The organism is Pseudomonas sp. Z2-11, from assembly GCF_054161305.1.
Map to the genome: position 1 here is coordinate 4,561,086 of NZ_CP096395.1, position 16,895 is coordinate 4,577,980.

Here is a 16,895-nt window from a genome sequence, read left to right on the forward strand (position 1 = left end):
CAGGTCTCGTTGCAGCAGATTAAATGGATACGTCTACGCGGAAGTAGATCGGCGCTTCGCGCTCGGTCAGGGCATCCGGACGTTCCAGGGAATGGGCGAAGGTGACGCTGGCGCTCAGGTGCTGGCCACGGGCGAACAGCTCCAGCGAGTTGCTCGACATACGCCCGTGCTGATCGTCGTTGTAGCGATCGCCACGGATCACGCCTTGGTCATAACCAAGGCTGGTGCCGTATTCGGCGAACACCGGGCGCAGCCATTCCAGCGTCACCGGGCGGCTCCAGCGCAGGTCGTTGCGCCAGTAGCCGCCGCTGTCGCCGGACAACGATTGGTCCTTGTAGCCACGAATCGACGACTGCCCGCCCAGGCTCATGCGTTGCGGGCTGAACAGCACGTCTTCGCTGCGCTGGCCGGTCATCAGGCTGCTGAAGCTGAACGACTCGCCCCACACCTTGAAGGGTTGCAGGTAGCTGGCGGTGGCCGTGTACTTGCGGTAACGCGCGTCGGCCTGGCCGGGGCCCGGGTCGTTATCACCCTGGGCATCGAAGGCACCGATGCCTTGCTGCACGCCCAGGTCCAGGTTGACGAAGGCGCTGCCGATCCGGCGGCCATGGTTGATGCCGAATTGGCCTTCGCTGAGGCGATTGCTGCTGACATCGAGCTTGCTGTCTTCGATGAAGTTGTTGGTGCGCAGGTACGCCAGGCCCGTGTTGAGGGAGGTCTTGCTGACGGCGTCACGGTGGATCACCCGTTCGACGCGCAACTGATGGTTCTGGCTGTCGCCGGTCTGCTTGAAGTTGAAGCCGTTGGCTGGGATCTGCGAGCGATATTCGCTCTGGCTGTAGGTGTAGCTGAAGTTCCACCAGCCCCAGGGCAGGTTGTAATAAAGCATGGCGTTGTTGGAGGTGTGCTGGTGGTCGGTCATCGCGTCGTGACCGCCGCGCAACATCAACTGGTCGGCCAACCCCAGCGGGCTGTCCCATTCAAAGCTGGTGCCCCACTGTTGCTCGCCGGTGCTGCGCTGGCCGTCGTTGCTGCGGGACAGGCCGGCACGCCAGGGCTTTTGCGGATCGTTGGTCACCTGAACTTCGCTGCCACCGACGTTCTGGCCGGGGGTCAGCTCCATTTTTGCCTGGTTCGAGGGCAGGCGATTGAGCTGGTCCACCAGTTGTTCGATTTCCCGCAGGTTGACCAACTCGCCGGTCTTGCCGGGAAACGCCATCGCCAACTCCAGCGGTGACAACCGGCTGTTCTCGGCGCCCTTCAGGCCTTCCAGACGCCCTTCCACCACCAACACACTCAAATGCCCGGCGGACAGATCCTGTTGCGGCAGGTAGGCGCGGCTGGTGACCAGGCCTTTCTCGATGTAATGGTCGGTGATGACTTTGAGCAGTTCGTTAAGCTGCGGCACGCCCAGGCATTGGCCGATGTAGGGCTTGAGCAACTGCTCGCGCTCGCTGGCGGACAGGCTGTCGGCGCCTTTGAGTTCGATGGTCTTGATCGTGAAACAGCGAGTCTCGGCGGGCGTCGTCGGCTGGGCCGGTTGCGCCTCCTTGCCTGGCAAGTCCTTGAGTTCCTCGAGACGCCGGCGTTGCTCTTCGAGCAAGCGGTTCTGGCGCTCCCGGATCAGGTCGGTGTCACCGGGCGTCGGCGCGGCGAGAGCAAGGGTAAGCGGAGAGAGGCACAGCAAAGCCAGGCACAACCTCGCCCAAGGGGCGGGTGAGAACATGTTCGATCCCTCGAATTCAGTGACATCAAAATAATGGCGCGATATTAATGAGCCATCATTTTGACGTCAACCAACCGTTCGAGCTTTCAGGTAAGCGCTGCGACCATTCATCCGAAATCAGACGATCCTGAAAATCGGGAAACCTCCTTGCCGGGAACTGCGCGAAATGAACTTTCCCTGGTAGCCCGGCCTCAACCGTTTACCTGCCCAACAAAGGAATACGAGGCCCGAGCCCATGAAAAACCTCATCCAACTCACCCTCGCCGCCACCCTCACCTGCGCCCTGCCGGCCTGGGCCACTTGCACGCCCGAGGAAGCGACCATCAAGCGCGAGCAACTGGCGGATAAGGTGACCAAGCTCACCGAACAGGATCCGGCCAAGGCCAAGGAAATGAATGAAGAATTGCAGGCGATGAACCTGGAAACGTCCAGCAAGGACGTACCGGACAAATGCCAACTGATCGATAAACGCCTGAAGGAGCTTGAAGAGGCGCAGAACAAGGCCGAGTAATCAGCCTGGCGCGGAAAGGACTGCCCAGGCCGGTCTGGCGTCGCCCGGTCAATTCGCCGCGAGGCCGAACGCAACCCCGGGCTGGGCCAACCTCAGGAACCGGATCAAGGCTTCGCGTTGCGCCAGGGCATCCTGTCGTCCCAGCTCGATCAGTTCGCTGCAATAACCTTTCTCGAATAACAGATAACTCAACACACTCGCACCGCTGGTCTTGGTTGCACCCGGCCCACGCAAAAATACCCGCAACGCTCGGGGCAGCTCCTGGCGATGCCGCGCGGCAATTTCGTCGATCGGCTGGCTTGGGGAAATCACCAGCACTTCCACCGGTGCCGCGCCGAGGGCGTGGGCCGGCACATCGTCTGGCAGCATGTGGCTGAATCTGTTCAGGCGCTCAAGCAGCTCGATGTCGCTTTCCAGGCTGTCGATGAACGTGCTGTTGAGCATGTGCCCGCCGATCTGCGCCAGGGTCGGTTGCAGGCCGGTGTAGCTGCGTTCCAGTGGATCCTGGGCCGACACGCCGCGCGGGTTGCCGCTGACGCCGATGACCAGCACGCGGTTGGCCCCCAGGTGCAGGGCCGGGCTGATGGGTGCCGATTGGCGCACCGCGCCGTCACCGAAATATTGCGGGCCGATCTTGACCGGCGCGAACAGCAAAGGGATCGCCGAGCTGGCGAGCAAATGTTCCACCGACAGCTGTGTAGGCACACCGATACGCCGATGACGCAGCCAGGCGTCGATGGTGCCGCGCCCCTGATAGAAGGTCACCGCCTGGCCGGATTCGTAGCCAAAGGCAGTAACCGCCACCGCGCGCAACTGGTGCTCGGCAATCGCCTGCTCGATACCTGCGGCATGAAATTGCGCCTGGAGCAGTTCGCGCAGCGGCGAACTGTCGATCAGCGCCACCGGCAGCTTGGCTCCCAGGCCAAGCAGGCTATGGCCGATGAACCGCGTCGCCTGACCCATGACCCCGCGCCAGTCGCTGCGCATCACCTGGTGGCTGCGCACGGCTTGCCAGAAGGCCGTCAGGCGCTCGATGGCGGTCTTGAAGTCCATCGCCCCGCTCGCCAGGCTGACCGCGTTGATCGCACCGGCCGAGGTGCCGACGATCACCGGGAACGGGTTCCGACCGCCGTCCGGCAGCAACTCGGCAATCGCTGCCAGTACACCGACCTGATACGCCGCTCGAGCCCCGCCGCCGGAAAGAATCAGACCTGTTACCGGTTCAGCTGGGGTCATCGCGATACTCCGTGTTCAGTCATGAGGCCTGGATGATCAACCGCGTTTATCGTACAGCTTCGGCTCACCGGGCGGCCGGGTCTTGAAGCGCCGGTGGGCCCAGAGGTATTGCTCGGGACACTGGCTTACCGAGTGTTCGACCCATTGGTTGATGCGCAGGCAATCAGCCTCTTCGGTCTCGCCGGGAAAATCCTCCAGCGGCGCCTGGATCACCAGACGATAGCCGCTGCCATCGGCCAGGCGCTCCTGAACGAACGGCACGACCAGTGCCTTGCCCAGGCGCGCGAACTTGCTGGTCGCGGTGACCGTGGCCGCCTGGATGCCGAACAGCGGCACGAACACGCTTTGCTTGGCGCCGTAGTCCTGGTCCGGTGCGTACCAGATTGCCCGGCCGGCGCGCAGCAACTTGAGCATGCCGCGCACGTCATCACGTTCTACCGCCAGGGAATCGAGGTTATGCCGTTCGCGGCCCCGGCGCTGGATATAGTCGAACAGCGGGTTCTTGTGCTCGCGATACATGCCGTCGATGGTGTGCTGCTGGCCGAGCAACGCCGCGCCGATTTCCAGCGTGGTGAAATGCAGCGCCATCAGGATCACGCCCTTGCCGTCGCGCTGGGCCTGCTTGAGATGTTCCAGGCCTTCGACATGGGCCAGCTTCGCCAGGCGCGAACGCGACCACCACCAGCTCATGGCCATTTCGAAGAAGGCGATACCGGTGGAGGCGAAGTTTTCCTTGAGCAGACGCTTGCGCTCAGCGGCGGATTTCTCGGGGAAACACAGCTCGAGATTGCGACTGGCGATGCGCCGTCGGTCGCCGGCCGCCCGGTACATCAATGCTCCCAAGGCGCGGCCGATCCGCAACAGCAGCGGATAAGGCAACTGGATGATCAGCCACAACAGCCCCAGGCCGCACCACAGCAGCCAGAAACGCGGATGAAAAAAAGCAGCTCGAAAACGCGGGCGATCCATTACAGCTTCCATTAATACCTGGGCCGCGCATTCTACATCGTTCGACCCGGCTTGCGGCTCGCGGGCGATCTCGTTATAAGTCTCGGCACTTTTAGTGACAAGCCGTTGTACGCCGACCATGAGCCAAACCGAACCGCTAGACCAAGATCCCGTGTTCCAGCTGAAGGGCAGCATGCTCGCCATTACGGTGCTGGAGCTGGCCCGTAACGACCTGGAAGGCCTTGACCGGCAACTGGCGGCGAAAGTCGCCCAGGCGCCGAATTTTTTCAGTAATGCCCCGCTGGTACTGGCGCTGGACAAGCTGCCGGCCGGTGAAGGCGCGGTAGACTTGCCGGGGCTGATGCGCGTTTGCCGCCAGCATGGGCTGCGCACCCTGGCGATCCGCGCCAGCCGCATCGAAGACATCGCCGCCGCCATCGCCGTGGACATTCCGGTGCTGCCACCCTCCGGCGCTCGTGAGCGCGTGCTGGAGCTGAGCCCGGCGGAACCGAAAAAACCGGAAAAACCGCCGGAGCCGACCATCAAGCCAACCCGTGTGATCACCTCGCCAGTGCGCGGCGGACAGCAGATCTACGCTCAGGGCGGCGACCTGGTCGTGGTGTCCTCGGTCAGCCCGGGTGCGGAACTTCTCGCCGATGGCAACATCCATGTATACGGCCCGATGCGCGGCCGCGCGCTGGCCGGTGTCAAGGGCGACACCAAGGCAAGGATCTTCTGTCAGCAGTTGAGCGCTGAACTGGTCTCCATCGCCGGGCAATACAAGGTTTCCGAGGACTTGCGGCGCGACCCGTTATGGGGCGCCGGGGTCCAGGTCAGCCTGTCGGGCGACGTGTTGAACATCATTCGGCTTTAACGGATACTGCCGCATTTTCCAAGCATCTCTAAAACCTAGCGAAAACGGCTTGAATGACGTAGGAAAAAGGACCAGGCAGTGTTTACCCAAGGTAGACCCCGCCCGCATCCGATTCCAGCCAAGCCTGTCCAGTTGCAGCAGTTTTCCAGAGATGTTTTTCAGGGGCTGACAAAGTCCTTTTTCCTTAGGGGTGAAACACCTTGGCCAAGATTCTCGTGGTTACATCCGGCAAGGGTGGTGTGGGTAAGACCACCACCAGCGCCGCTATCGGTACCGGCCTCGCCTTGCGCGGCCACAAAACAGTCATCGTCGACTTCGACGTCGGCCTGCGCAACCTCGACCTGATCATGGGTTGCGAGCGTCGCGTGGTCTATGACTTCGTCAACGTGGTCAATGGCGAAGCGAACCTGCAGCAAGCCCTGATCAAGGACAAGCGCCTTGAGAACCTCTACGTACTGGCCGCCAGCCAGACCCGCGACAAAGACGCGCTGACCCAGGAAGGCGTGGAAAAAGTCCTGATGCAACTCAAGGAAGACTTCGAATTCGTGGTCTGTGACTCCCCGGCCGGTATCGAGAAAGGTGCCCATCTGGCCATGTACTTCGCTGACGAAGCGATTGTCGTGACCAACCCGGAAGTCTCGTCGGTACGCGACTCCGACCGCATGCTCGGCCTGTTGGCGAGCAAATCCCGGCGTGCCGAGAACGGCGAGGAGCCGATCAAGGAACACCTGCTGCTGACCCGCTACAACCCGCAACGCGTCAGCGACGGCGAAATGCTCGGCGTCGAAGACGTCAAGGAAATCCTCGCGGTGACTCTGCTGGGTGTGATCCCGGAATCCCAGGCGGTACTCAAGGCTTCGAACTCCGGCGTGCCGGTGATCCTTGACGACCAGAGCGACGCCGGCCAGGCGTACAGCGATGCAGTCGATCGTCTGCTGGGCAAAACCGTCGAGCATCGATTCCTCGACGTCACGAAGAAAGGTTTCTTCGAGCGCCTGTTTGGAGGTAGGTAATGAACCTTTTTGACTTCTTTCGTGCCAACAAAAAGCCCAGTACCGCCTCGGTCGCGAAAGAGCGTCTACAGATCATCGTGGCGCACGAACGCGGCCAACGCAGTACCCCGGACTACCTGCCTGCCTTGCAGAAGGAACTGGTGGAAGTGATCCGCAAGTACGTCAATATCGGCAACGATGACGTGCATGTCGCGCTGGAAAGCCAGGGCAGCTGCTCGATCCTGGAACTCAATATCACCCTGCCGGATCGCTGATCGACCCAGCAGGTGCCACGGCGGCTCGGGCCTTTCTCCCCCTCACAGGACAAGGAGAAGGGTTCGAGCCGCCGTTGGCGTTTGTTACGAGACTGTTCAATGCCCCTGTCCAACATCCGCATCATCCACCAGGACGCCGCCGTACTGGTGGTCGACAAGCCGACCCTGCTGCTCTCCGTGCCTGGCCGGGCGGACGACAATAAAGATTGCCTGATCACCCGCCTGCAGGAAAACGGTTATCCGGAAGCGCGAATCGTGCACCGGCTGGATTGGGAAACGTCCGGCATCATCCTGCTGGCCCGTGACCCGGACACCCATCGCGAACTGTCCCGGCAATTTCATGATCGAGAAACCGAAAAAGCCTACACGGCATTGTGCTGGGGCCAACCGGAGCTGGACAGTGGCAGCATCGACCTGCCCTTGCGCTACGACCCGCCGACCAAGCCCCGCCATGTGGTCGATCACGAACAGGGCAAGCATGCCTTGACGTTCTGGCGCGTGCTGGAACGTTGCGGTGACTGGTGTCGGGTCGAATTGACACCGATCACCGGGCGCTCGCATCAATTGCGCGTGCACATGCTCTCCATCGGCCATCCGCTGCTGGGCGACGGGCTCTATGCCCACCCGCAAGCCCTCGCCGCCTGGCCAAGGCTGTGCCTGCACGCGAGCATGCTCAGCTTCACCCACCCGCAAAGCGGCGAGCGCCTGCGCTTCGAGTGCCCTGCATCGTTCTGAAAAACACCTCCGACACTGTGGCGAGGGAGCTTGCTCCCGCTGGGTTGCGTAGCGACCCCTTTTTGGGCCTGCTGCGCAGTCCAGCGGGAGCAAGCTCCCTCGCCACAGTTCCGCCTGGAATGCTCACCTACGCTGCTAATACGGTAAACTCCCGCCCATTGCTGTCTGGAGTTCTTTATGCGTGCACAGTTGAACCAGGGCCTGATCGATTTCCTCAAGGCCTCCCCTACCCCGTTCCATGCCACCGCCAGCCTTGCCCAGCGCCTGGAAGCGGCGGGTTACCAGCGTCTCGATGAACGCGAAACCTGGGCCACCGAGGCCAATGGTCGCTATTACGTCACGCGCAACGATTCCTCGATCATCGCCTTCAAGCTGGGCCGCAACTCACCGTTGCACGACGGCATCCGCCTGGTTGGCGCCCACACCGACAGCCCCTGCCTGCGGGTCAAGCCGCAGCCGGAACTGCAGCGCCACGGGTTCTGGCAACTGGGCGTCGAAGTCTATGGCGGCGCCCTGCTGGCGCCGTGGTTCGACCGCGACCTGTCCCTGGCTGGGCGGGTGACCTTCCGGCGCGACGGTAAGGTCGAGAGCCAGTTGATCGACTTCAAGGCGCCGATCGCCACGATCCCGAACCTGGCCATCCACCTCAACCGTGAAGCCAACCAGGGTTGGGCGATCAACCCGCAGAACGAACTGCCGCCGATCCTCGCGCAGTTCGCCGGTGACGAACGCGTCGATTTCCGCGCCGTGCTCACCGACCAACTGGCTCGGGAACACGGCTTGAACGCCGACGTGGTGCTTGACTACGAGTTGAGCTTCTATGACACCCAAAGCGCAGCGGTCATCGGCTTGCACGGTGACTTCATCACCGGTGCGCGCCTGGACAACCTGCTGTCGTGTTATGCCGGCCTGCAAGCCTTGCTGACCGCCGACACCGAAGAAACCTGCGTGCTGGTGTGCAACGACCACGAAGAAGTCGGCTCCACCTCGGCGTGTGGCGCCGATGGTCCGATGCTCGAACAGACCCTGCGCCGCCTGCTGCCCGAAGGCGAAGAGTTCGTACGCACGATTCAGAAATCCCTGCTGGTTTCGGCGGACAATGCCCACGGCGTACACCCCAACTATGCCGACAAGCACGACGCCAACCACGGCCCCAAGCTCAACGCCGGCCCGGTGATCAAGGTCAACAGCAACCAGCGCTACGCCACCAACAGCGAAACCGCCGGGTTCTTCCGTCATCTGTGCATGGCCGAGGAAGTGCCGGTGCAGAGCTTCGTGGTGCGCAGCGACATGGGTTGCGGCTCGACCATCGGCCCGATCACCGCCAGCCAGCTGGGCGTACGCACCGTCGACATCGGCCTGCCGACTTTCGCCATGCATTCGATCCGCGAGCTCTGCGGCAGCCACGACCTGGCGCACCTGGTGAAAGTGCTGAGCGCTTTCTACGCGTCTCGCGAATTGCCGTAAGCCTTTGTGTGGCGAGGGAGCTTGCTCCCGCTGGGTGGCGCAGCCGCCCCAGATCCGCGACTGAACGCGGATTTTGCCAGTGCTGCGCACTGGAGCGGGAGCAAGCTCCCTCGCCACAAGAGCATGCGTCACGGTGTGTGCATACCCGCCTTCCTCGCCAAACCCCAACTAGACTGACCTTATCCCTCCCGACAAGGCTGTCGCCATGATTTCCATGACCTCGTTCAACGCCATGCTGGTGCCCATCATCGCCGGCATGATCCTGCTCGCCATCGGCTTCAATTTCCGCGACAAGAACGTCGGGGTGTTTGCCATGTGGATCGGCATGTTGCTGATTCTCGTCACGGTACTGTTCAGGATCCTGGCCAAGCTCAACGACGTCTCCTGAACGCGCCTCAGGCCGACTGTTCCGGCACGTCCACCCCGACATGGATCGCATCGTGGCGCCAGAACTCCAGGTCGCAATCGATCAGCCGCTGATGCTGGTCGTAATTGACCCTGGCAATCCGCAGGCCGGGGCTGCCGACCGACACTTTCAGCGCCGCCGCGGCTTCCGGCTGTAGCGATGTCGGCACGATTTCGAATTTCACCCGGCCGTAGCGCAGGTCGTAGTGGCGAGCGTAAAGCTCGGTCATCGACTGGTTGAGATCGAATTCGAGGATGTCCGGGAAGTAGGCGGGATTCAGGTAGTGCTCGACGTACAGCACCAGGCGTTCGTCGATGCGCCGGGTGCGGCAGATCTGGATGACGCTGGACAGCGCCGGCAATTGCAGCCAGGCACAGACCGCCGCCGACGCGGGTTGCAGGCGGGCCGAGATTACCTGGGTCGACGGCACTCGTCCCTGGGCACTGACCATCGCGTGGAAATGACTGCGCTGCATCAGGTTGTAGGCCAGCCGTGGTGGCGACACGAACCAGCCCCGGCGCTCTTCCCGGTAGATCTGCCCCTGGGCTTCGAGCTGCAACAGCGCCTCGCGCACGGTAATCCGGGTGGTGCCGAACAGCTCGCTGAGCTTGCGCTCGGCCGGCAACTTGCTACCAGGCGCCAGCAAGCCGTGATCGAGCTGCTCCTGCAGGACCTGCCCGATGGTTGTCACCGCTTTGGTTGTCTCAACGCGCATCAACGTTACCTATCTGGACTAGACCAGCACTGTTTCGGGGCAGGATTCGATCACACATCAATCCACGGCTCATGCTTGCAAGCCTAGGCACTGCGCATGACTGATAGATGACACAACCGCTGAACGGTCAACACATCGGCTTGCAAATTAACGGCCAAGGCCTTGCAGATCAGCTGCTTACTCATGGTCTACGCTTATGACGCAGCGACGCTTCATGAGCCCGACGATTGCTGGCGAACCTTGCATCGACATCAAAATGTCATGGGACGCGCCTACATTGGCTCAGGTATTGCTGACCTAGACCAACACCATCGCAATCGCAGCGTTGAAAACGCCCATAGGAGCTTCGGATGAAACAGCTTTTCCTGGCATCACTGTTAGGCTCGACCATTGCCATGTGCACCGCCGCCATGGCCGCTGATACCGATCTGAAAACATTGGAAGCCGCTGCGAAAGCGGAAGGCGCCGTCAACAGCGTCGGCATGCCCGATGACTGGGCAAACTGGAAAGGCACCTGGGACGACCTGGCCAGACTCTATGGCTTGAAGCACATCGACACCGACATGAGCTCGGCCCAGGAAATCGCCAAGTTCGCCGCCGAGAAGGACAACGCCAGCGCCGACATCGGCGACGTCGGTGCCGCCTTCGGCCCGATCGCGGTCAAGCAGGGCGTGGTCCAGCCCTACAAACCAAGCACCTGGGAACAGATCCCGGACTGGGCCAAGGACAAGGACGGCAACTGGGCCCTGGCCTACACCGGCACCATTGCGTTCATCGTCAACAAGAAACTGCTGCACGGCTCCGAAGTGCCGACCAAATGGGCCGACCTGAAGACCGGCAAGTACAAAGTCTCGATTGGGGACGTGAGCACCGCCGCCCAGGCCGCCAACGGCGTGCTGGCTGCGGCCCTGGCCAACGGTGGCGACGAGAAGAACATTAAACCGGCCCTGTTGTTGTTCGCCGATATCGCCAAGCAAGGCCGCCTGTCCATGGCCAACCCGACCATCGCCACGATGGAAAAAGGTGAAGTCGAAGTCGGCGTGGTCTGGGACTTCAACGGCCTGAGCTACAAGGCCAAGATGGCCAGCCCGGATGACTACGTCGTGCTGATTCCGTCCGACGGCTCGGTGATCTCCGGCTACACCACCATCATCAATAAATACGCCAAGCACCCGAACGCCGCCAAGCTGACCCGAGAATACATCTTCAGCGACGCCGGCCAGATCAACCTGGCCAAGGGCAACGCCCGGCCGATCCGCGCCGAGCACCTGAAACTGCCGGAAGAAGTCCAGGCCAAGCTGCTGCCGAACGAGCAGTACAAAGGCGTGACGCCGATCAAGGATGCCGACGCGTGGGAGAAGACCTCCAAGGCGCTGCCGCAGCACTGGAATGAAGAAGTCATCGTCGAGATGAAGTGAGGCGCTAGCTCCCGCTTGGAGATCCGACAGAGATCCAATTGTGGGGGCAGGTCCTGTGGGAGCGAGCCTGCTCGCGAAGACGGTGGCACAGCCAACACCTGTGCCAATTGACCCGCCGCCTTCGCGAGCAGGCTCGCTCCCACAGGGGCCAGTTCCTACATCGGACCTGCGGAGAATTCGAGTTATCTGGTATCTGCCCGGAGTCCCGGTCCCCATGAAGCACAACGTCATCCTGGTGGTGCTCGACGGCCTCAACTACGAAGTCGCCCGGCATGCCATGGGACATTTGCAGGCGTATGTCGGCGCAGGACGCGCGGCGCTCTACACACTGGAATGTGAACTGCCCGCCCTGTCCCGCCCACTCTACGAATGCATCCTCACCGGCGTCGTGCCCATCGACAGCGGGATCGTGCACAACAATGTCTCGCGCCTGTCGAACCAGCGCAGCATTTTCCATTACGCCACCGACGCCGGCCTGAGTACGGCGGCCGCGGCCTATCACTGGGTCAGCGAGCTGTACAACGTGTCACCCTTCGTCGCCGGTCGTGATCGCCATACCGAAAACCCCGACCTGCCGATTCAATACGGACATTTCTACTGGAATGACCACTACCCCGATTCCCATCTGTTCGCCGACGCCGAACACCTGCGTCAACGCTACTTGCCGAATTTCCTGCTGGTGCACCCGATGAACATCGACGATGCCGGTCACAAGCACGGCCTCGACACCCCGCAGTACCGCAACAGCGCCCGCTCGGCGGACATCAACCTGGCGGTTTATCTGCAAGCCTGGCTCGACGCCGGTTATCAGGTGCTGGTGACTTCCGACCATGGCATGAACAACGACCGCTCCCACAACGGCCTGCTACCGGAAGAACGGGAAGTGCCGCTGTTTGTCCTCGGCGATGGCTTCAGCCTTGACGCCAACGCGGCCCCTCGGCAAACCGAACTGTGCGGCACCATTTGCCAACTGCTCGGGGTCGCCCACGACAAACCCTATTGCCAGGAGTTGCTCAAGTGAATGCCATGACGCGCGGCAAATGGCTGGCAGTGTTGTGCCTGGTGCCCTTCGCAATTTTTTTCATTGTGTTCCAGGTCGCCCCGCTGCTCTGGGTGCTGGTCAACAGCCTGGAATCGGAAGAGTTCGGCTGGGGCCTGGCCAACTTCAGCAAGATCTTCAGCTCGAAATTCTACCGACAGGCGATCCAGCACAGCCTGGAAATCAGTTTCTGGTCCAGCGTGTTCGGCATCATCATCGCCGTGCTCGGCAGCTACTCCCTGCGCCGCGTCGATTCGCGGCTGCGCAATTTCGTCAACGCCTTCGCCAACATGACCAGCAACTTCGCCGGCGTGCCCCTGGCCTTCGCGTTCATCATCCTGCTGGGGTTCAACGGCAGCATCACGATCATGCTCAAGCAAGCGGGGATCATCGAGGATTTCAATCTGTATTCGAAAACCGGGCTGATCATTCTCTACACCTATTTCCAGATTCCCCTGGGCGTGCTGCTGCTTTACCCGGCCTTCGACGCGCTGCGCGAAGACTGGCGTGAGTCGGCGTCCCTGTTGGGCGCCAGCGGCTGGCAGTTCTGGCGGCACATCGGCTTGCCGGTGCTGACCCCGGCGCTGCTCGGCACGTTCGTGATCCTGCTGGCCAATGCCCTCGGCGCCTATGCCACGGTCTATGCGCTGACCACCGGCAACTTCAACGTCCTGCCGATTCGCATCGCGGCGATGGTTTCCGGCGATATTTCCCTCGACCCGAACATGGCCAGCGCCCTGGCCGTGGTGCTGGTGGCGTTGATGACCCTGGTGACCGTCATCCATCAGTTGCTGCTCAAGAGGAGCTACCATGTCTCGCGCTGAATCGGGCCCGGCCGGGTTCTATCATCGAGCGGTGGTGTACCTGCTGTTCGCCATCCTGCTGCTACCCCTCGCCGGCACGCTCATCTACTCCATCGCCAGCAGTTGGTCGGCCACCGTGCTGCCCAGCGGCTTCACCTTCAAGTGGTACTTGCAGCTGTGGAGCGACCCGCGCTTTCTACACGCCTTCGGCCAATCGCTGATTGTCTGCGTGGGCGCGCTGGTGCTCTCGGTGGTGCTGATCCTGCCGCTGCTGTTCGTGGTGCATTACCACTTCCCAAAACTCGACGCGCTGATGAACATCCTCATCCTGCTGCCCTTCGCGGTGCCGCCGGTGGTGTCTTCGGTGGGGTTGTTGCAGCTCTATGGCTCCGGGCCGCTGGCGATGGTCGGCACACCGTGGATCCTGATTGGCTGCTACTTCACCGTCGCCTTGCCGTTCATGTACCGGGCGATTACCAACAACCTGCAAGCCATCAACCTGCGCGACCTGATGGACGCCGCCCAACTGCTCGGCGCCAGCACTTTCCAGGCCGCGTTGCTGGTCGTACTGCCGAACCTGCGCAAGGGCCTGATGGTGGCGCTGCTACTGTCCTTCTCGTTCCTGTTCGGCGAGTTCGTGTTTGCCAACATCCTCGTCGGCACCCGCTATGAAACCCTGCAGGTGTACCTGAACAACATGCGCAACAGCAGCGGCCATTTCACCAGTGCGCTGGTGATTTCCTACTTCTTCTTCGTACTGGTCCTGACCTGGGCGGCCAACATCTTGAACAAGGACAAAAGCCAATGAGCTACGTCAGCGTCCAACATTTGCAGAAAGGCTACGCCGGCACGCCGGTGTTCAGCGACATCAACTGCGAAATCCACAAGGGCGAATTCGTCACCCTGCTCGGCCCTTCCGGGTGCGGCAAGTCCACGCTGCTGCGCTGCATTGCCGGCCTGACAGCGGTGGATGCGGGCCAGATCCTGCTGGACGGCCAGGACATCGTGCCGCTGAGTCCGCAGAAGCGCGGGATCGGCATGGTCTTCCAGAGCTATGCGCTGTTCCCCAACATGACCGTGGAGCAGAACGTCGCCTTCGGCCTGCGCATGCAAAAGGTCGACGCTTCGGACAGTCGCCAGCGTGTGCTGGAAATTCTGCGACTGGTGGAGCTGCATGACTTTGCCGCCCGCTACCCGCATCAACTGTCCGGCGGCCAATGCCAGCGCGTGGCCCTGGCCCGCTCCCTGGTCACCCGGCCGCGCCTGTTGCTGCTGGACGAGCCGCTGTCGGCGCTGGACGCGCGGATTCGCAAGCACTTGCGCGAACAGATCCGTCAGATCCAGCGGGAACTGGGCCTGACCACCATCTTTGTCACACACGATCAGGAAGAAGCCCTGACCATGTCTGATCGGATTTTCCTGATGAATCAGGGAAAGATCGTACAGAGCGGCGATGCCGAGACCCTTTACACTGCCCCCGTCGATGTCTTTGCCGCCGGCTTCATCGGCAACTACAACCTGCTCGACGCCGACGCCGCGAGCAAGCTGCTGCAACGCCCGGTGAACGGTCGCATCGCCATTCGCCCGGAAGCCATCGAGCTGAGTCGCAACGGCGAACCCGACGCGCTGATCCGCAGCCACAGCCTGCTGGGCAACGTGATCCGCTACCGGGTCGAGGCCCGCGGCGTGGAATTGGTGGTGGATGTGCTCAACCGCTCGGCCGCCGACCTGCATCCCGATGGTGCACGGCTGGCACTTTCCATCGATCCATCGGCGCTGTGTGAGGTAGCCTGATGGTCTGGTTGATTTTGAAGATATCTTGAAAAGGGAAGCGCGTTGATGGCTCTGGCAATTTTTGATCTGGACGAAACCCTGATCCACGGCGACTGCGCCACCCTCTGGAGCGAGCAGATGGGGCGCCTGGGCTGGGTCGATCCCGAGTCGTTCATGCGCCGCAACAACGAACTGATGGACGCCTACAGCCACGGCAAGCTGCGCATGGAAGAGTACATGGACTTCAGCCTGGAACCGATGATCGGCCGCACGCCGGAAGAAATCGAACACCTGGTGGCACCGTGGGTGGAAGATTTCATCGAACCGATCATCTTCAGCGACGCCACCAAGGCCATCGCCGAGCACCGCAAGGCCGGTGACCGGATCCTGGTGATCTCGGCCTCGGGCACGCACCTGGTCAAGCCAATCGCCGAACGCCTGGGCATCGATGAGATCCTCGCGATCGAGCTGGACGTCGCCCATGGCGTGTACAGCGGCAAGACCGTGGGCACCCTGACCTATCGCGAAGGCAAGATCGCCCGACTGCTGGATTGGCTGGACGCCGAGGAAGAAAACCTGGAAGGCGCGAGTTTCTATTCCGACTCGCGCAATGACCTGCCGTTGCTGCTCAAGGTCGATCACCCGCACGTCGTGAACCCGGACCCGGTCCTGAAGGCCCACGCCGAATCGGCCGGCTGGCCGATTCATACCTGGAAGTGAAGCAGATCAACTCCACAATACCTAAGGCCATAATGGCTTGTGGCTGTTGTGGCTGTTGTGGCTGTTGTGGCGAGGGAGCTTGCTCCCGCTCGGCTGCGAAGCAGTCGTAAAGCTGGCTGACGCGATCCTTCCGAACAGTCGCGTCGTCCGGATTGGGGCGGCTTCGCCGCCCAGCGGGAGCAAGCTCCCTCGCCACAGGGGACCGACTCCCGATCAGCTCAGGCTGTCATTGATTACCAGCACCAATTTCCCGGACACCTGATTGGTCGCCAGCTCGGCAAACGCCGCCTCGGCATCACTGATCGCAAACGTCCTGGCCAATTGCGGGCTCAGGCGCTTGTCGGCGAACAACGGCCACACCTGCTGCCCCAACTCGGCGATCAGGTCGGCCTTGAACTGATCGTTGCGACTGCGCAAAGTCGAACCCAGCAACTGGATACGCTTGCCCAACACCTGGGCCAGATCGAGTTCGGTGGTGCGCCCGCCCATGAGCCCGATCAATACCCAGCGCCCGTCAACTGACAAAAGTTTCACGTTGAGGCTGGCGTAGTTGGCGCCGACCGGATCGAGGATCACGTCGAACGGCCCGAAGTCGTTCAGGCTGTTGATATCGTCGGTGCGCACCACGCCGCCCTGGGCACCAAGCGCTTCGCAATAGGCCAGCCGCTCGGCCGAACCGACGCTGACCCAGCACGGGTTGCCGAACGCCTTGCACAGCTGGATCGCGGCCGAACCGACGCCGCTGGCGCCGGCGTGCAGCAGCACTTTTTCACCCGGCCTGAGCCCGGCCAGCTGGAACAGATTCAGCCACGCGGTGGCGTAGACCTCAGGCAGCGCGGCGGCTTCGGCCAGTGACAGGCCTTCCGGCACAGGCAACACATGCCGACCATCGACCACCACTTCCTCGGCCATTGCGCCGCCGGCCAGCAATGCGCAAACCCGGTCGCCGACCTGCCAGGAGGAACCCGGCCCGACTTCACTGATCACCCCGGAACATTCCAGCCCCAACACCTGGCTGGCGCCGGGTGGCGGTGGATAATGCCCGGCTTTCTGCAACAAATCGGCCCGATTCAGGCCAGCGGCCGCTACACGGATGCGAACTTGCCCGGCATCACACGCCGGACTTGGCTCATCTGCCCATACCACTTGGCCTTCAACGCCTTGCAATGCTTTCACGGTGCCTCCATAGTGAGTCTCGACTGGGCCCGCTGCTGTAACAACGCCGGGCTTTCTTGCATTATGCGCCCGGGCCACATG

At 61.9% G+C, this 16,895-nt stretch carries 18 protein-coding genes; 13 read left to right on the forward strand and 5 right to left on the reverse strand.

Going from position 1 to position 16,895, the window contains the following annotated elements; all coding sequences use genetic code 11:
• Nucleotides 1-19: 19 nt before the first annotated feature.
• Nucleotides 20-1,726, reverse strand: coding sequence for a ShlB/FhaC/HecB family hemolysin secretion/activation protein (locus M1E16_RS20140; RefSeq protein WP_458128214.1), 1,707 nt, complete (start codon nucleotides 1,724-1,726; stop codon nucleotides 20-22).
• A gap of 235 nt (nucleotides 1,727-1,961) precedes the next feature.
• Between M1E16_RS20140 and M1E16_RS20145 the strand changes: the two genes are divergently transcribed.
• The gene (locus M1E16_RS20145) at nucleotides 1,962-2,237 is read left to right on the forward strand and encodes a hypothetical protein (RefSeq protein ID WP_305499507.1); all 276 of its coding nucleotides are present in this window, start codon (nucleotides 1,962-1,964) and stop codon (nucleotides 2,235-2,237) included.
• 48 nt (nucleotides 2,238-2,285) lie between these two features.
• Here M1E16_RS20145 and M1E16_RS20150 read toward each other — a convergent pair whose 3' ends face one another.
• Complete coding sequence (locus M1E16_RS20150; protein WP_458128215.1) at nucleotides 2,286-3,473, reverse strand: patatin-like phospholipase family protein; 1,188 nt, start codon at nucleotides 3,471-3,473, stop codon at nucleotides 2,286-2,288.
• A 36-nt stretch (nucleotides 3,474-3,509) separates the two neighbouring features.
• A complete protein-coding gene (locus M1E16_RS20155; RefSeq protein ID WP_458128216.1) occupies nucleotides 3,510-4,442 on the reverse strand; it encodes a lipid A biosynthesis lauroyl acyltransferase in 933 nt (310 codons plus the stop codon).
• A 118-nt stretch (nucleotides 4,443-4,560) separates the two neighbouring features.
• On the opposite strand from M1E16_RS20155, the gene minC reads away from it, so the two are divergent.
• The 6 genes from minC to M1E16_RS20185 all read left to right on the forward strand — a co-directional run bounded on the left by minC (nucleotide 4,561) and on the right by M1E16_RS20185 (nucleotide 9,152).
• On the forward strand, nucleotides 4,561-5,295 hold the full coding sequence (minC, locus tag M1E16_RS20160; protein ID WP_458128217.1) for a septum site-determining protein MinC: 735 nt from the start codon (nucleotides 4,561-4,563) through the stop codon (nucleotides 5,293-5,295).
• 200 nt (nucleotides 5,296-5,495) lie between these two features.
• Complete coding sequence (gene minD / locus M1E16_RS20165) at nucleotides 5,496-6,308, forward strand: septum site-determining protein MinD (RefSeq protein ID WP_042728954.1); 813 nt, start codon at nucleotides 5,496-5,498, stop codon at nucleotides 6,306-6,308.
• Complete coding sequence (minE, locus tag M1E16_RS20170) at nucleotides 6,308-6,562, forward strand: cell division topological specificity factor MinE (RefSeq protein WP_039594520.1); 255 nt, start codon at nucleotides 6,308-6,310, stop codon at nucleotides 6,560-6,562. Before minD ends, minE begins: the two co-directional genes overlap by 1 nt.
• Before the next feature lie 99 nt (nucleotides 6,563-6,661).
• Complete coding sequence (locus tag M1E16_RS20175) at nucleotides 6,662-7,297, forward strand: RluA family pseudouridine synthase (protein WP_458128218.1); 636 nt, start codon at nucleotides 6,662-6,664, stop codon at nucleotides 7,295-7,297.
• A 177-nt stretch (nucleotides 7,298-7,474) separates the two neighbouring features.
• Nucleotides 7,475-8,764, forward strand: coding sequence for a M18 family aminopeptidase (locus M1E16_RS20180; protein WP_434572499.1), 1,290 nt, complete (start codon nucleotides 7,475-7,477; stop codon nucleotides 8,762-8,764).
• A gap of 205 nt (nucleotides 8,765-8,969) precedes the next feature.
• Nucleotides 8,970-9,152, forward strand: coding sequence for a hypothetical protein (locus tag M1E16_RS20185; RefSeq protein WP_305499501.1), 183 nt, complete (start codon nucleotides 8,970-8,972; stop codon nucleotides 9,150-9,152).
• Nucleotides 9,153-9,159: 7 nt separating this feature from the next.
• Here the strand turns inward: M1E16_RS20185 and M1E16_RS20190 are convergent, their stop codons facing one another.
• Entirely contained in the window at nucleotides 9,160-9,885 is a 726-nt protein-coding gene (locus M1E16_RS20190) for a UTRA domain-containing protein (RefSeq protein ID WP_434629121.1), read from the reverse strand.
• A gap of 350 nt (nucleotides 9,886-10,235) precedes the next feature.
• On the opposite strand from M1E16_RS20190, the gene M1E16_RS20195 reads away from it, so the two are divergent.
• The 6 genes from M1E16_RS20195 (at nucleotide 10,236) to M1E16_RS20220 (ending at nucleotide 15,638) form a co-directional block, all read left to right on the forward strand.
• On the forward strand, nucleotides 10,236-11,303 hold the full coding sequence (locus tag M1E16_RS20195) for an ABC transporter substrate-binding protein (protein ID WP_434629119.1): 1,068 nt from the start codon (nucleotides 10,236-10,238) through the stop codon (nucleotides 11,301-11,303).
• Nucleotides 11,304-11,517: 214 nt separating this feature from the next.
• Nucleotides 11,518-12,324 (forward strand): alkaline phosphatase family protein, encoded by an 807-nt coding sequence (locus tag M1E16_RS20200; RefSeq protein ID WP_434572495.1) that lies wholly within the window; start codon nucleotides 11,518-11,520, stop codon nucleotides 12,322-12,324.
• A 5-nt stretch (nucleotides 12,325-12,329) separates the two neighbouring features.
• The gene (locus tag M1E16_RS20205) at nucleotides 12,330-13,166 is read left to right on the forward strand and encodes an ABC transporter permease (RefSeq protein ID WP_434574130.1); all 837 of its coding nucleotides are present in this window, start codon (nucleotides 12,330-12,332) and stop codon (nucleotides 13,164-13,166) included.
• Nucleotides 13,153-13,953 (forward strand): ABC transporter permease, encoded by an 801-nt coding sequence (locus tag M1E16_RS20210; protein WP_434572493.1) that lies wholly within the window; start codon nucleotides 13,153-13,155, stop codon nucleotides 13,951-13,953. The genes M1E16_RS20205 and M1E16_RS20210 overlap by 14 nt, the downstream gene beginning before the upstream one ends.
• Nucleotides 13,950-14,939 (forward strand): ABC transporter ATP-binding protein, encoded by a 990-nt coding sequence (locus M1E16_RS20215; protein ID WP_434601528.1) that lies wholly within the window; start codon nucleotides 13,950-13,952, stop codon nucleotides 14,937-14,939. The genes M1E16_RS20210 and M1E16_RS20215 overlap by 4 nt, the downstream gene beginning before the upstream one ends.
• A 45-nt stretch (nucleotides 14,940-14,984) precedes the next feature.
• Complete coding sequence (locus M1E16_RS20220) at nucleotides 14,985-15,638, forward strand: HAD family hydrolase (RefSeq protein WP_434572490.1); 654 nt, start codon at nucleotides 14,985-14,987, stop codon at nucleotides 15,636-15,638.
• A gap of 213 nt (nucleotides 15,639-15,851) precedes the next feature.
• Here M1E16_RS20220 and M1E16_RS20225 read toward each other — a convergent pair whose 3' ends face one another.
• On the reverse strand, nucleotides 15,852-16,814 hold the full coding sequence (locus M1E16_RS20225) for a zinc-binding dehydrogenase (RefSeq protein ID WP_458128219.1): 963 nt from the start codon (nucleotides 16,812-16,814) through the stop codon (nucleotides 15,852-15,854).
• Between the last annotated feature and the right edge of the window lie 81 nt (nucleotides 16,815-16,895).

Bases quoted from the DNA above. Each gene is read 5' to 3' on its own strand.
- M1E16_RS20205 (WP_434574130.1), top strand. From the start codon at position 12,330: ATGACGCGCGGCAAATGGCTGGCAGTGTTGTGCCTGGTGCCCTTCGCA.
- M1E16_RS20220 (WP_434572490.1), top strand. From the start codon at position 14,985: ATGGCTCTGGCAATTTTTGATCTGGACGAAACCCTGATCCACGGCGAC.
- M1E16_RS20190 (WP_434629121.1), bottom strand. From the start codon at position 9,885: ATGCGCGTTGAGACAACCAAAGCGGTGACAACCATCGGGCAGGTCCTG.
- M1E16_RS20150 (WP_458128215.1), bottom strand. From the start codon at position 3,473: ATGACCCCAGCTGAACCGGTAACAGGTCTGATTCTTTCCGGCGGCGGG.
- M1E16_RS20175 (WP_458128218.1), top strand. From the start codon at position 6,662: ATGCCCCTGTCCAACATCCGCATCATCCACCAGGACGCCGCCGTACTG.
- M1E16_RS20215 (WP_434601528.1), top strand. From the start codon at position 13,950: ATGAGCTACGTCAGCGTCCAACATTTGCAGAAAGGCTACGCCGGCACG.
- M1E16_RS20195 (WP_434629119.1), top strand. From the start codon at position 10,236: ATGAAACAGCTTTTCCTGGCATCACTGTTAGGCTCGACCATTGCCATG.
- M1E16_RS20210 (WP_434572493.1), top strand. From the start codon at position 13,153: ATGTCTCGCGCTGAATCGGGCCCGGCCGGGTTCTATCATCGAGCGGTG.
- M1E16_RS20200 (WP_434572495.1), top strand. From the start codon at position 11,518: ATGAAGCACAACGTCATCCTGGTGGTGCTCGACGGCCTCAACTACGAA.
- M1E16_RS20155 (WP_458128216.1), bottom strand. From the start codon at position 4,442: ATGGATCGCCCGCGTTTTCGAGCTGCTTTTTTTCATCCGCGTTTCTGG.
- M1E16_RS20180 (WP_434572499.1), top strand. From the start codon at position 7,475: ATGCGTGCACAGTTGAACCAGGGCCTGATCGATTTCCTCAAGGCCTCC.
- M1E16_RS20145 (WP_305499507.1), top strand. From the start codon at position 1,962: ATGAAAAACCTCATCCAACTCACCCTCGCCGCCACCCTCACCTGCGCC.
- minE (WP_039594520.1), top strand. From the start codon at position 6,308: ATGAACCTTTTTGACTTCTTTCGTGCCAACAAAAAGCCCAGTACCGCC.
- M1E16_RS20185 (WP_305499501.1), top strand. From the start codon at position 8,970: ATGATTTCCATGACCTCGTTCAACGCCATGCTGGTGCCCATCATCGCC.
- minC (WP_458128217.1), top strand. From the start codon at position 4,561: ATGAGCCAAACCGAACCGCTAGACCAAGATCCCGTGTTCCAGCTGAAG.
- M1E16_RS20140 (WP_458128214.1), bottom strand. From the start codon at position 1,726: ATGTTCTCACCCGCCCCTTGGGCGAGGTTGTGCCTGGCTTTGCTGTGC.